At 67.6% G+C, this 13,261-nt stretch carries 11 protein-coding genes and 2 pseudogenes; 3 read left to right on the top strand and 10 right to left on the bottom strand.

Annotated elements, in window-relative coordinates:
* Positions 1–41 precede the first annotated feature (41 nt).
* The 6 genes from FHU28_RS15880 to FHU28_RS15905 all read right to left on the bottom strand — a co-directional run bounded on the left by FHU28_RS15880 (position 42) and on the right by FHU28_RS15905 (position 4,368).
* Positions 42–515, bottom strand: coding sequence for a GNAT family N-acetyltransferase (locus FHU28_RS15880; RefSeq protein ID WP_221453210.1), 474 nt, complete (start codon positions 513–515; stop codon positions 42–44).
* A gap of 230 nt (positions 516–745) precedes the next feature.
* Positions 746–1,417, bottom strand: coding sequence for a hydrolase (locus tag FHU28_RS15885; RefSeq protein ID WP_184684948.1), 672 nt, complete (start codon positions 1,415–1,417; stop codon positions 746–748).
* Positions 1,418–1,446: 29 nt separating this feature from the next.
* Positions 1,447–2,304 (bottom strand): NAD(P)-dependent oxidoreductase, encoded by an 858-nt coding sequence (locus tag FHU28_RS15890; protein WP_184684950.1) that lies wholly within the window; start codon positions 2,302–2,304, stop codon positions 1,447–1,449.
* A gap of 59 nt (positions 2,305–2,363) precedes the next feature.
* Positions 2,364–3,143, bottom strand: a complete 780-nt coding sequence (locus FHU28_RS15895; RefSeq protein WP_184684952.1) for a GOLPH3/VPS74 family protein — start codon at positions 3,141–3,143, stop codon at positions 2,364–2,366.
* Positions 3,144–3,194: 51 nt separating this feature from the next.
* Positions 3,195–4,034 (bottom strand): alpha/beta fold hydrolase, encoded by an 840-nt coding sequence (locus tag FHU28_RS15900; RefSeq protein ID WP_184684939.1) that lies wholly within the window; start codon positions 4,032–4,034, stop codon positions 3,195–3,197.
* A 73-nt stretch (positions 4,035–4,107) separates the two neighbouring features.
* Positions 4,108–4,368 carry an ATP-binding cassette domain-containing protein gene (locus tag FHU28_RS15905; protein WP_184684954.1) on the bottom strand — a complete coding sequence of 87 codons (261 nt, stop codon included), beginning with the start codon at positions 4,366–4,368 and terminating at the stop codon, positions 4,108–4,110.
* Between the two features lie 340 nt (positions 4,369–4,708).
* Between FHU28_RS15905 and FHU28_RS15910 the strand changes: the two genes are divergently transcribed.
* A complete protein-coding gene (locus tag FHU28_RS15910; RefSeq protein ID WP_260413008.1) occupies positions 4,709–7,444 on the top strand; it encodes an AAA family ATPase in 2,736 nt (911 codons plus the stop codon).
* Positions 7,445–7,564: 120 nt separating this feature from the next.
* Here the strand turns inward: FHU28_RS15910 and FHU28_RS15915 are convergent, their stop codons facing one another.
* The 4 genes from FHU28_RS15915 to FHU28_RS15930 form a co-directional block, all read right to left on the bottom strand.
* Complete coding sequence (locus FHU28_RS15915) at positions 7,565–8,527, bottom strand: CPBP family intramembrane glutamic endopeptidase (protein ID WP_184684958.1); 963 nt, start codon at positions 8,525–8,527, stop codon at positions 7,565–7,567.
* A gap of 159 nt (positions 8,528–8,686) precedes the next feature.
* Positions 8,687–8,830 carry a hypothetical protein gene (locus tag FHU28_RS15920; protein WP_184684960.1) on the bottom strand — a complete coding sequence of 48 codons (144 nt, stop codon included), beginning with the start codon at positions 8,828–8,830 and terminating at the stop codon, positions 8,687–8,689.
* A 3-nt stretch (positions 8,831–8,833) separates the two neighbouring features.
* On the bottom strand, positions 8,834–9,406 hold the full coding sequence (locus tag FHU28_RS15925) for a small multidrug efflux protein (protein WP_184684962.1): 573 nt from the start codon (positions 9,404–9,406) through the stop codon (positions 8,834–8,836).
* A 272-nt stretch (positions 9,407–9,678) separates the two neighbouring features.
* On the bottom strand, positions 9,679–10,698 hold the full coding sequence (locus tag FHU28_RS15930; protein ID WP_184684964.1) for a protein kinase domain-containing protein: 1,020 nt from the start codon (positions 10,696–10,698) through the stop codon (positions 9,679–9,681).
* A 387-nt stretch (positions 10,699–11,085) separates the two neighbouring features.
* On the opposite strand from FHU28_RS15930, the pseudogene FHU28_RS15935 reads away from it, so the two are divergent.
* Both FHU28_RS15935 and FHU28_RS15940 read left to right on the top strand, forming a co-directional pair.
* Positions 11,086–12,202, top strand: a pseudogene (locus FHU28_RS15935) (IS630 family transposase).
* Positions 12,203–12,275: 73 nt separating this feature from the next.
* Positions 12,276–13,202: pseudogene (locus FHU28_RS15940) on the top strand (ISL3 family transposase); the annotation flags it as partial.
* Positions 13,203–13,261: the final 59 nt, after the last annotated feature.

Genomic DNA, 13,261 nt, shown 5'->3' on the forward strand with positions numbered 1-13,261 from the left:
GCTGATCGTGTGCGCGGTCATTGGTGATCCTCCCTGCACCCTCATCGCGGCGGAGAAGAGACGTGGGGCTTCGTAGCACGCCTGACGAGCGCGAAGTCGGCAGGTGTCGGCGGACGGAAATTGCCACCATCCGCGACGAACTCATGACCATGCCTTTTCAAATGGTCCGCAAACAGCGGGCACACCGGAACGACGGTGACACTCGTGCGAATGCTGTCCGCGAGCACCTCGCGGACCAGCAGCCCGGCCAGGCCCCGTCCGCCGAAATCTCGGTCGACTTCGGTGTGGAAGACGATTCGCTCTCCAACCACCTTGACAGAGTCGACGAAGTCCACCCGACCGGCAGGTGATCCCTCAGCGAGGCTGATGGTGTAGGTGCCGATCGGGAGATTTTTATTGAGTTCTACCGTTACGAGCGCCCCGGTGTTGTCATGGATTTCCCGAATCATTCGATGTCCTTTCGAGATGCTGATTGCGTCCGCGTCGGCTGCAATCCGGCCACGATTCGCCGTCACGCTGCCACCGGCGGAACTGCCCGTACACCGTCTGCCGGGCTCCGTCACATTCCGGCACGTCCCGCCACGGGCGTGCCGCCTCGTTGCCGCAGCGCTGGCCGCGAGGTCCCCGGTGCTCAGTTCTTCCTGGTCGAAGAACCATCTACCGGATACCTCGCCGTCCCTCGATCACCGACCCGCCACATTGATCAAGTCCGGTCGGCGACCCAGCTGCACTGGTGAAACACCACTTAGCAGAACAGGTCACCTGCGGACTGCCCTGCTTCACGCTTGCGGCGGAAGTAGTCGTTGATGATGGTCCGGTACCGGTCAGCGTCCGAGCGGGCCCAGTTACGCATCAGCTCACAGCCGAACGCCAGCGAGGTGATCGGCTGCGCCCCAGCCTGGAGCATGCGGTCGATGGCCGTCTGGTGGGTGACCGCCGAAACGCCTCCAACGGCATCGATCACGGGGTAGACCTCGTAGCCTTCCAAAAGCATGTCCAGGGTTGGGAACGCGAGGCAAACCTCTGTCCACAGGCCGGCCATCACGATCTTCTTGCGCCCGGTGGCCTCGATCGCGGCCCGAAAGTCCGCATCCTCCCAGGAATTGACACCTGTGCGGTCGATTTCAGTGATGCCGGGTAGTTCACGGGTGATCTCGTCGACGGTCGGCTTGTGCACTCCCATTCCCACCGCCACGGTGGTTACGACCGTCGGAATCTCATAAGCTCGCGCAAGTTGCGCCAGCGTCACCACACCGAGGTTTATCTCCTCCCGGCTGGCGGAACCGACTGTGGCGTACTGGCCTTCCTGGTAGTCGATGATCGCAATGGCGCAGTTCTGCGGTGTCAATAGGTGGTCGGAATCGGGATCGCGGATCGGTTCAGGATTGATCTTCTTGCTTGTCGGGACAGTAGTCATAGGTAATCTCCTCTGGTGGGTCTGCTCGCCTAGGAGCGGATGCTGGCGGCGCGCGAGGTGGTCTTGCGCGTCAGGTCCACGAAGTCGGGTTCGAAATTCGGATCGGCATTGACCGCCTCCCACAGTCGCTGTCGGCCCGCGATGGAGATCGGTAGCAACCTGGCCGGGTCATCGACGGCAGACACCAGCGTGTCGTCGTCCTCCGCAGAGCGACGGAGCGGACGAGGGTTGGCGACGTCCAGAGCACGCTCCACGACCGCTCTCATAGGCCCAGCCGCCATCAACTCCAACGAGGTCTCATAGTCGCGTCCGAGGATGTCCGCGAGGTCCAGCGCCTCGCGTAGTCCCGCCTCCGCGGCCATGATGGCTACGTTGGTGATCAGCTTGTAGTCCACGCCCGCACCGAACTCACCCACGTGCCGGGACCTGCCGAGACCATCGAGCACCGACTTCACCTGATCGAAATCGTCGGCCGATCCGCCGACCAGGAACGTGATCGCCCGCTCGCGCGCGTACTTCACACCGCCAACGATGGGTGAGTCGAGCACGGCCACTCCGCTGGGTGCCGCCGCGCGGACCTGGTCGATGATTGCTCGGGTGGTAGTCGAGCAGATCAGCACTGATGCACCAGATCGAGCGCCGGCGAGTACTCCGTCGTCTCCCAAGTAGGCGGTCGGGATGTCATTCGACATCACAAGGCCGAAGATCACCTCAGCGCCCCGCGCCGCTTCTGCGGCCGACGCGACCGGGGTCGTCCCCATGCTCCTAGCTGTTTCGAGCCGGGAGTCCGAGATATCAGATACCCGCACCTGATGTCCGGCAGCGAGGAGATGAGGCGCCATCTGCTCGCCCATGTCGCCGAATCCCACGATTGCGATCGTTGCCATACATCTAGCTCCTATTCAATACATCTGTTTCCACGGGCAGGAGGTGGCAGGCCATGGACTTACGCCGGTGCTCCTTCCGGGTGGCGTTGGGCGAAGTCCCGGATGATGGCGCTGGCGTCCGGGCCGGCGCGATCGGTGAATGACGGGCGATGTACCCCGGCGGCGTGGAGCCGGGGGTCGTCCGGGTCCACCTGAGCGCTTACCTCGTCGTGGTCGCCAGGTTGGCAGGCGGCAGTGGCGGCGACGATCGCCGCCGCGGTGCGAGTCACCGCGGTGGTGAGCGCCTGGGATCCCCAATGGCCGCGTCCGATCTCGCTGGCTCGGGTCACCGTCGTCGACGTCCAGGGCAGCGGGGGCCGCAGCGAAGGCACGGCGCCGCTGGCGAAGAGCAGCCCGATGATCGCCGCAGTGCGGGGATCCGCGGCTTCGCCGTCCGCCAGGACCCGGCGGATCCGCGCTCGCAGCTGCGTCGCCTCACGATGTAGCAGGCCGCGGTCCACGAGCCGGTCGAGCACCACCCACCACAGATCGGTGCCGAGCGCGACGAGCAGCGGCCGCACCCGCTGGGTCTTCTCGGCGACGGTGTCGTAGGCCGACTGCAGCAGCGGGTCGGGCAGCGGACCCTCGCCCGCCGGGGTGACCCGCGGGCCGTCCAGCACCCCGGAGTTGTCGGTCTGGATCCGACCGAGCAGGGCAAGCTCGGTGAGCACCGCGCCGCCAAGCGCGTCGTGCAGGGTGCCCGCTGTCTGGATGGAAACGCCGTCGTCGTCCATCAGGAGCAGCATGAGGTCGTCAACGATGAGCAGGTCGTCCCGTACCGACGTCGGTTTCTCGTCCATATGTCGTTCCCTTTCTCGTCGTTCTCTCCGCGCGGTGTCCCTTTCGTCAGCTCAGCCCAGGAAGGTGCGCAGGGCGGCGTTGACCTCCTCGGCGTGGGTCCAGAGCAGACCGTGTGGGGCGCCTTCGATTTCGACGTACGCGGCGTCGGGCAGGCCCTGGCGGAACCGCCGGGCGGTGGCGTCGATGGGGAGGATGTTGTCGGCGGTGCCGTGCAGGATCAGGGCCGGTTTGCCGCTGGCGCGGACCGCCTCGACGTCTTCGCGGAAGTCCTCGATCCAGGCGGACACGACGGCGTAGGCCGCCATGGGCGCGCTGGAGACGGCGACGTTCCAACTGCCGGTGACCGCCTCCTGGCTGATTCGGCTGCCGAGGTTCTCGTCGAGGTTGTAGAAGTCCGAGAAGAACTGCGTGTACCAGGCGTAGCGGTCGGCCTTCGCCGCGGCCTCGATGCCGTCGAACACCTTCTGCGGCAAGCCCCCGGGGTTGTCGTCCCGGGCGACCAGGAACGGTTCGAGTGAGGCGAGGAACGCCAGCTTCGCCACCCGCTGGTGGCCGTACCGGGAGACATAGCGGGCCAGCTCGCCGGTGCCCATCGAGAACCCGACCAGGACCACGTCGCGCAGGTCCAGCGTCTCCAACACCGCGTTCAGATCAGCGGCGAACGTGTCGTAGTCGTAGCCGGAACCAACCTTCGACGAGCGCCCGAAGCCACGACGGTCGTAAGTGATCACCCGGTATCCGGCAGCAAGCAGTTCACGCGTCTGAAGCTCCCAGCTGTGGCCGTTCAGCGGATACCCGTGGATGAGGACAACCGGCTGACCGGCACCCTGATCCTCGTAGTACAGCTCGATCGGGGTGCTGTTCTCGTTCCCGACGGCGACGAATCCCATGATCGTTTCCCTCCTGTTGGCGCGTACTTCGTGGGTTGTGTCCGCGTTGGACGTCGTTGTCGTGTCGCGGCGCTTATCGACTGGGCACGATTTCCATCCTGGGACGCACCGCGCGCCGGTCCGTGGGGCTCTTGCCGTACACGCGCACCGCGCCTGCCGGCGACGTCCGGTGGTCCTCGATGACCTCGAGGGTCGAGGTCTTGCCGGCTCCGTTGGTGCCGAGGAGTGCGTAGAGCTCCCCGCCCGCGACCCGGAACGAGAAATCCTTGACGGCGTGGAACTCGCCGTAGGTGACATTCAGTTGGTCGACTTCGATGACTGGGTTGACGGGCATCTCGGATCCTCTCGTCTTCGGCACAAGACTTCCGTCACTGGCGGCGCCATCGCATCGGTGTGAACGCCTTAGCTCGCACCGTCAGCTCACCGTGTCGGGTGCGAGCTGGTCGCTGGCGTGCGAGTAGCAGGCGAGGGGCGGCCGGTACGCGGTTGACCAGCGATGAAAGCCGTGGGCCTGGGGCCCGCCTCGACCTGCGGCATCCGCTTCGTCAGCCGCTCCGTGTGGAGATCACGGGCTTGCTGCGGCGATCAAGATCAGAAAGAATTGCGGTTCGCGTCGGTGAGAACTACCTAACTCCGGCCCGACGGACCTCAACCAGCCTCGGATGGGAGCGGAATTGACCGACCTTCTCGGCCGGCGCGCGGAGCGCATCGCCATCGAACACCTGCTCGCCCAGGTTCAAGCTGGACGCAGCGGGAAGCTGGTGGTGCGCGGGGAAGCGGGCATCGGGAAGACCGCGATCCTGGAGTACACCCGTGGCGTCGCGGTCGGATCGGGGTTCCGGGTGGAGCACTCGGTCGGAGTGGAGTCCGAGCGGCTGTTCGCGTTCGCCGGTCTGCATCAGCTGTGCAGGCCGCTGCTGGACCGCGCGGCTCCGCTGCCCGAGCCGCAGCAGGCCGCCCTCGGCGTGGCGTTCGGCCTACGCGACGGGCCTGCGCCGGACCGGTTCCTGGTCGGGCTGGCCACCCTCAACCTGCTGGCCGAGGTCGCCGAGGACGGGCCGCTGTTGTGCCTCGTCGACGATGCGCAATGGCTGGACGAGGCTTCCGGGCAGGTGCTGGCGTTCGTGGCACGTCGGTTGGCAGCCGAGCAGGTGGCGCTGGTGTTCGCGCTACGCGACGCCAGCGCCAGTCACCCGTTCTCCGGATTGCCTGAGCTGAGCCTGGGCGGACTCGGTGAGCCCGACGCCCGGACGCTGCTGACGGCCGCGGTCCGCGCACCGCTGGACGGCCGGGTACGCGATCGGATCGTCGCCGAAGCGCGCGGCAACCCGCTGGCGCTGCTGGAACTCCCCCGCAGTACGCGGCCCACCCAGCTGGCCGGCGGGTTCGAGCTGCCCGACACCCTCAGCGTCCCGTATCGCGTCGAGGACGAATTCCGGCGCCGCTCCGACGATCTGCCCCCCGACACCCAACTGCTACTGCTGGTCGCCGCCGCCGAGCCGACCGGCGACGTGACGCTGCTGTGGCGCGCCGCCGCCGAGCTGAGGATCGCCCGCGAGGCGGCCGCACCCGCAGAAGCCGCCGGACTGCTCGAGATCGATACCAGGGTGCGGTTCTGTCATCCGTTGGCGCGTTCGGCGGTCTACCGGGCCACCACGCCGCCCGACCACCGCCGCGCCCACGGCGCCCTGGCCGCCGCCATCGACCCGCAGACCAACCCGGACCGGCGCGCCTGGCACCGCGCACAAGCGGTCCTGGGCACCGACGAGGAAGCCGCCGCGGAGCTGGAGCGCTCGGCGGGCCGGGCGCGGGCCCGTGGCGGGCTGGCCGCCGCAGCCGCATTCCTGCAGCGCGCGGCAGCCCTCACCCCCGATCACGCCACCCGTGCTCGGCGGATGCTGGGAGCCGCCCGCGCCAAGCACGAGGCCGGCGCGTCCGACAGCGCGCTGGACCTGCTCACGACGGCACCGCTCGAGCCGCTGGATTCCCTGCAACGCGCGCATCTCGACCTGTTGCGAGCCCAGATCGCCTTCCACCTGACCCGAGGCACCGAGGTGCCGGGCATGCTGATGGATGCCGCCAAGGCACTCGCCCCGTTGGACGCTGCGCTGTCCCGCGAGACCTACCTACATGCGCTGGATGCGGCGATCATCAACGGAGGGGGTGACGCGGCGCGCATCGCCGAAGCGGCCTTGGCCGCCCCCGCACCCGGGACGCCGACGCGACCGGTGGACCTGCTCCTCGACGGGCTCACGACGACCTTGAGCAAGGGCTGTGCGGCGGGAGTGTCAGGTCTACGGCTCGCGTTGGAAGCGTTCCGCGACGGCCCGCAGGCGGAATCTGTGCAGTGCAGCCAGAGCGACCGGTGGCTGTGGCTGGCCGGCCGCAGCGCCGTGGCGATCCTCGACGACGAGCTGCTCCATGTGCTGGCCAGCCGCAACGTCCAGCTCGCTCGTGAGGCCGGCGCGCTGGCGACGCTCCCCGCCGCACTGAACTTCCTGTCCATCACATCGGTCCTGACGGGCGATCTCGCCCGCGCCGACGAGCTGACCACCGAGGCCACGGTGATCACACAGGCCACCGGGGGCGTGCCGTTGCGCCATGCTCGCGTCATTCTCCACGCCTGGCGTGGTGACCAAGCCGAGACCACCGCGCTCGACGCCACCGTCGCCAGCGATGACACCTACCCCGACGAGGGCGCGGAGGTCTCCCTGGCTCAGTACGCGATGGCAGTGCTCCACAACGGGTTGGGCAACTACTCGGTCGCGCAGGAAGCGGCGACGAGGGCGTGCAGGTCTGACGAACAGTCGATCAGCAGCGCGTGCCTACCCGAGCTCATCGAGGCTTCCGTCCGTGCCGGCGAGCCGGCACGAGCAGCGCTCGCACTGGAGCAGTTCACCTCACTCGCAGTTGCGTGCGGCACCTCGTGGGCGCTGGGCCTGGCCGCGCGCTCACGAGCGCTGACCAGCGCAGGGCCTGATGCCGAGGAGCACTACCGCGAAGCGATCGAACGGCTCGGAAAGTCCCGGATGGCCGGCGACGCGGCTCGTGCTCGGCTCGTCTACGGCGAGTGGCTGCGCCGCGAAGGGCGGCGCCAGGACGCGCGCGACCAACTCCACACCGCCCATCAACTGCTGTCGGACATGGGCGCGGGCGCATTCGCCGAGCGGGCCGCCCGCGAACTCCGCGCCACCGGCGAACACCCACGAAAGCGCACCGCCCACCCGACCGACGCCCTCACCCCACACGAGGTGCACATCGCCCGGCTGGTAGCCACCGGGGCGACCTCCCGGGAGATCGGCGCACAACTGTTCCTCAGTCCCCGCACCATCGAAGCCCACCTGCGCAACATCTTCCGCAAACTCGGCATCACCTCCCGCCGGCAACTCAAAGATGTGCGGCTGCCCTGAGCGGGCCGGCACCCCGCCGCCGTCTGCGAGATTCACAAGCGTCTCCACACCGAAGTAGACCGCAGGTTCGTGGACACGGCGTGCGCTGTTGATCACGGTCGAGACCCACCCACGAGAACGTCACGAGGGCCATCTTTGGCTACCCGCGAGCTGCGCCCCCGAGAGCGCGGACGCGGGTCGCGCGGCCGCCGAGTGCGGTGTTCGCGTAGGGCCGCTGCGCCGGGTGCGCATCCCGACCACCAGGGCTGTGATGACGACAACTGCGCTGGGAACGAGGACCCCGATCGTCGCGGCGCCCGCTGCGCGATCCGTCACGACGTTGCCGATATCGGTGCGCAGCGCAGCATCGAACACGAAGGACAGGGTGTTGTACGTCGCGTGTAGCACCACTGCGATCTCGATGCCCCCGGTGCGCCAGGTGATGAGCGTGAGCCCGACGCCGAAGATCAGGTACCAGAGGTTCAGCCAGATGTCGGTCGACAGGTGGACCACCGCGAAGGCGACGCTGGAGACCAGCACACCGACGGCGAGGCCCGCCCGCGCTCCGCGGGTCCAGCCACCTGCGACGCGGAAGATGAGCCCACGGAACCCGTATTCCTCACCTGCGGCCTGCAGGGGCGTGAGCAGGAGCGTGGCGAGGAGTATCCACAGCACGTCGGTGTAACTCCATTCGGTCTGCGGCAGCGGGACCCAGTAGTGGAACGCCATGACGGCAACCCACGCGGGGGTGATCAGAAGCAGCGCGCGCCCGAAGATGTCGAACCGGAATCGCGAGATCACCGAGTGCAGCGAGGGGCCTCTCAGGCCGTAGAGCCACCGCTGGATGAGCATGCTCCACGGGATGACCAGTGCGACGGAAACCATGCCGGCGGCGTGCATCAGAGGCGTCCACTCAGCGCGCCCGTCGGTGTCGATGGCGGCATCCACGAACGCCGCCATCAGGCTGAGAGCGACGCCGGACAGCGTCATCCCGACGATCAGAAGCACGATCGCGAGGATGCCACGACCGATACGACGTCTCTCCCCGGCCAGCACCCGGTGGTACTCGACATCGGGCGGAACGGTGTGCGCTTGCTGGGTCATGAGTCTTCCTTCGAGGTGGATTGCCGGAGCAGGCGTATGAGTGGTTCGGGGTTACGCGGTAAAAGCTGTCCGTGCGGCACGCACTCGAGGCGCCGAGTTGGACGATGGGGCTCTCCAGCAGGGGCCTGGCGGAGGGTCGGCCCGATCGAGGCAGGACGGTCAGGACGCCGTGAGGCTTGTCTGCCAGGTACTCGAGACGGAGCGCAGGGTCTCGCCCGACGGCGCTGTGCCGGCGTCGTCCTTCGGCCCGCCGAGGGTCGCGGCCCCGCCCTCGGCGAGTGGTTCGTCCTGCTGATCGGTCATGGCTCACGACACCTCGATGACGAAGGTGAGCGTGGCCCACGCCGCGACGGTGCCAATCGTCGTCCAGATGACGATGGAGATGGCCTGCCAGAGCAGGACCCACCTGCGTGGAGTTCCGCCGCCCACGAGGATCGCCGACGTGATCTGGGTCGGGATGGCGAGAGGGCCGAGGATGCTCGCACCGGGGACGCCAAAACGCACGAGCCATCTGTTGAAGCGCCGACGCCCCTTCGACTCCGGCTTCGTGGCTGCCGTCTCCTGGTACGCACCGAGGGCGCTCGATCGCGCTCCTGCGCCTCCGCTCACCCCGACTGGGCTGCGTCGTCGATCGACGATGGTCGTCCTGGCGCGTGAGGTGACCGCGACGACCAGCAGCACGCACAGAAAGTTCCCTGCGGCTGCTGCGACGCCTGCGACGATGGGATGGAGACCACCGGCTATGCCGATGATGGCCGCTCCCTCGCCGTCGACAAACGGGATCGCGCCCGCCAGCATGACGATGAACGGCTGGACGATCCCGGGCACTTGGGCGGCGAGCTCCTGGAAATTGCTGATGAGCTGATCGATTGGACTCATGTCTGGTCCTCACCTTCATGTGATGTGAGTGCGTCATGTGGCGGCGCGGCAGTCCTCGTCGTCGAGGGAGTCGATGAAGGTGCGCAGGGCGTCGTTGACCCCGCCAACGTGCGCCCAGAGCAGCCCGTGGGGAACGCCCTCGATTTCTACCTAGTGGGCATCGGGCAGTGCCGGGAAGAAGCGGTGGGCCGTCGCATCGATGGGCAGGATCCCGTCGGCGGTGCCGTATTCCATGGTGTTCTTTCCTGTGGTGAGCCAGTGCGGACCGTTGCCTAGGTGGATCGTGTGGCGGCTTTGTCCTTGTCACGGGCGGGTCGACGAGGCGAGTGGTCCGATGACGATGCGGTGGAGATCGTCGACGTCGGCGCGGTGTGCCAAGGCGGGCGGATCGGAATCGCGTTGTCCAACGCGTCCATGTCGGTGCGCTCGTCCGCACGGACCAGGCCCTTCGCCGCGGATTGGAGCGCTTCCCTGAACGATCGAGCGCTCTGGAACCGGTCCTTTCGGTCCTTGGCGAGCGCCGTGAGGAGCACCGCGTCAAGCGCCGGAGTCACCTCGGTGCGGTAGGCGCTGGCTCGCGAGGGCTCCTGGTGCACGTGCTGATAGGCGACGGCAACCGGGTTGTCGCCGATGAAGGGCGGCCGCCCGGTCAGCAACTCGTAGAGCAGGCAGCCCGCGGAGTACAGGTCGCTGCGCGCGTCGGCGACCTCACCGCGCACCTGTTCGGGAGAGAGGTACTGGGCGGTTCCGAGGAGTTCGTGGGTCTGGGTTGGTGGGGCGCCGGCACCACCATCGACACGCGCGATGCCGAAATCCACGACCTTGATTGCGCCGTCGGGAGTGACTATGACGTTGGCGGGCTTGATGTCGCGATGGACAACGCCTGCGCGATGGCTGAACTCGAGTGCCGACAGGACCGCTACCTGATGCTGGATCGACTCCTCCAGCGTGAGCGCGCCCTCGCGGAGGCGGGCCCCCAGCGACTGGCCGGCGACGTGCTCCATGACGATGAACGGAACGTTCGGCTCGTCCGCCCGACTGCCTTCGACGTGCTCATGTCCGACGTCATGAACGGAGACGATGCCGGGGTGATTGAGGCGGGCGACTGCCTGTGCTTCCCGCCGGAACCGGGACCGGAACAGCGGATCGTGGGCTAGCTCTGCGCGGAGCACCTTGACCGCGACCCAGCGCTTGAGCCGGATGTCACGCGCCAGGTGAACAACGGCCATGCCGCCCCGGCCCAGGACGTCGCAGAGCTCATAGCGTCCGCCAAGCACACGATCCGTACTCATGAGTCCTCTCAACTTTCTCGTGGTCGGTGCGTACCGGGAACGGGTTCGACGTGGATGGGTGCGTCTGGTCTGAAGACGCCCGCCACGGGGCTCCGGAGTCCATCAGTCCCCGGGTACGCCGGGGTCCGGACGCTCGATCCTGGCGACGTCATCAGGCTCGCACCGGGGGCACAGCCCTCGCGTCGGTCACAACCACGTAGGTCCTCACGGCCTAGCGCCGCCGAAGACCTCTGAACTTGCAGGCGCTGATTTGCAAGTACCACGCTTCGCATCAGGGATTACTACGGTGGCGGCTACCTAGTGCCGTGACCACGAACGTTCACGGTGTTGGTTGACACGCCGCGCGGCCTGTCGGCCGGGCGGCGTTGTGCCGGTCAGGCTGTGGCGGTGGCAGATCCTGTACGTGTGCGGCGGCTGAGTGATCATGAAGGTCAACAGCTGCTCAGAATCACCCGCCGGGGAACCGGTTCCCCGATCCGACTGCGACGGGCGATGGTCGTGCTCGCCTCGGCCGGCGGGAACATGGTGCCGGCCATCGCCCGCCTCGTCCAGGCCGACGAGGACACGATCCGGCAGGTCATCCACCGGTTCAACGAGATGGGGATGGCCAGCCTAAACCCTCAGTGGGCGGGTGGCCGTCCCCGCCAGATCAGTCCTGACGAAGAGCAGTTCATCGTCGAGACGGCAACACCCGCCCCGAGAAGCTGGGGCGACCGTTACCCGGTGGAGCATCCGCAAACTCACCGATCACCTGCGCGTTCACTCCGTTCGACGGATCCGCATCGGGCGGGAGCGACTGCGGCAGATCCTGCACCGACACAAGCTCACCTTCCAGCGGACCAAGACGTGGAAGGAGTCCACCGACCCGGACCGGGACGCCAAACTCGCCCGGATCGAGCATGTGAGCAGTCACTTCCCGCAGCGGGTGTTCGCCTTCGACGAGTTCGGGCCCCTCGTGATCCGTCCCCAGGCCGGCACCGGGTGGGCGCCTGCGGGCCACCCGCACCGACTGCCCGCGAACTGCCACAAGCTGCACGGCGTCCGGCAGTTCCACGGCTGCTACTCCGTCGGCGACGACCAGCTTTGGGGCGTCGTCCGACGCCGTAAGAGCGCCGCGAACACCCTGGCCGCACTCAAGTCGATCCGCGCCGCGCGTCCGGACGGGGCACCGATCTACGTCATCCTGGACAACCTGTCCGCGCACAAAGGGCGCAAGATCCGGACGTGGGCAGCCCACAACAAGGTCAGGCTCTGCTTCACCCCGACCTACGCCTCCTGGGCCAACCCGATCGAGGCCCAATTCGGGCCGCTATGCACCTTCGTCATCGCCGGCTCGAACCACCCCAACCACCCCGCGCTGACCCGGCGGCTGCAGGCCTACCTGCGCTGGCGCAACGCCAACGCCCGCCACCCCGACATCCTGGCCGCCCAACGCCGCGAACGCGCCCGAATCCGCAGCGAAAGCCAACGACGCTGGGGCCAACCCGCAGCCCGCGCAGCCTGACCCCAACACCGCGAACGTTCGTGGTCACGGCACTAGCGACGCCAGCTTGCCGACTCGACGGTGTAGCCGAGCGCCCGGCGTTGAGGTCGTGTGCCGCGACGGCTCGGCCACCTACGCCGAGGCCATCCGCCGCGCCCTGCCCGCCGCGGTGCAGGTCGTGGACCGGTGGCACCTGTGGCACAACCTGTGCGAAGCCGCCCTGAGCGAGGTGAAGGCGCACAGCACCTGCTGGGCCCCCGTCCTGGACGCACCCAACTACGACGGCCCCCGCGCGCAGACAACCCAGCAACGCTGGCACCAGGTCCATGACCTGCTCGACCAGGGCGTGGGCCTGCTGGAGTGCGCCCGCCGTCTGCAGTTGGCTCTGAACACCGTCAAGCGCTACGCGCGAGCCGACCGGCCCGAGCGGATGCTCCCCGTCCCCAAATACCGTGCCAGCCTCGTCGACCCCTACCGCGAACACCTGCGCAAACGTCGAGCCGAGGACCTCGGCGTCGGCGTCAAGCACCTCTTCGACGAGATCAAGACCCTCGGCTTCACCGGCTGCCTCAACCTCCTGCACAAGTACATCAACCAAGGCCGCGCGGACGCCGACCGCAGCCACATCTCCCCACGCCGCCTCGCCCGGATGATCCTCACCAGGCCCGACAACCTCAAACCCGAGCACCAAGGTCTACTGGCACGGCTCACCGCAGCCTGCCCCGAGATGACCCACCTCGCCGCCGCTGTCGGACACTTCGCCGAGCTCCTGACGCCTCAGCCCGGGAACACCGACCGGCTCTCGCACTGGATCCTGCAGGTCCGCGCGGTCGATCTACCTCACCTGCACGCCTTCACCAGAGGCCTGGAACGCGACCGCGACGCCGTGAACGCCGCGCTCACGCTCCCCTACAGCAACGGCCCCACCGAAGGCGTCAACACCAAGACCAAACGAATCGCACGTCAAATGCACGGACGAGCCGGCTTCACCCTGCTCCGCCACCGCATCCTCCTCGGATAGCAGCACCCTGCGTCACCACCGAATGTGAGACAGAGCCTTTAGATCCACAGACCCGCACC

Source organism: Micromonospora echinospora (assembly GCF_014203425.1).
GTDB classification, from domain to species: Bacteria; Actinomycetota; Actinomycetes; order Mycobacteriales; family Micromonosporaceae; genus Micromonospora; species Micromonospora echinospora_A.

What these genes read in the sequence shown, in the direction of transcription:
- FHU28_RS15885 (WP_184684948.1), bottom strand. Translation starts at nt 1,417, where the DNA reads ATGACTACTGTCCCGACAAGCAAGAAGATCAATCCTGAACCGATCCGC.
- FHU28_RS15890 (WP_184684950.1), bottom strand. Translation starts at nt 2,304, where the DNA reads ATGGCAACGATCGCAATCGTGGGATTCGGCGACATGGGCGAGCAGATG.
- FHU28_RS15895 (WP_184684952.1), bottom strand. Translation starts at nt 3,143, where the DNA reads ATGGACGAGAAACCGACGTCGGTACGGGACGACCTGCTCATCGTTGAC.
- FHU28_RS15900 (WP_184684939.1), bottom strand. Translation starts at nt 4,034, where the DNA reads ATGGGATTCGTCGCCGTCGGGAACGAGAACAGCACCCCGATCGAGCTG.
- FHU28_RS15905 (WP_184684954.1), bottom strand. Translation starts at nt 4,368, where the DNA reads ATGCCCGTCAACCCAGTCATCGAAGTCGACCAACTGAATGTCACCTAC.
- FHU28_RS15915 (WP_184684958.1), bottom strand. Translation starts at nt 8,527, where the DNA reads ATGACCCAGCAAGCGCACACCGTTCCGCCCGATGTCGAGTACCACCGG.
- FHU28_RS15920 (WP_184684960.1), bottom strand. Translation starts at nt 8,830, where the DNA reads ATGACCGATCAGCAGGACGAACCACTCGCCGAGGGCGGGGCCGCGACC.
- FHU28_RS15925 (WP_184684962.1), bottom strand. Translation starts at nt 9,406, where the DNA reads ATGAGTCCAATCGATCAGCTCATCAGCAATTTCCAGGAGCTCGCCGCC.
- FHU28_RS15930 (WP_184684964.1), bottom strand. Translation starts at nt 10,698, where the DNA reads ATGAGTACGGATCGTGTGCTTGGCGGACGCTATGAGCTCTGCGACGTC.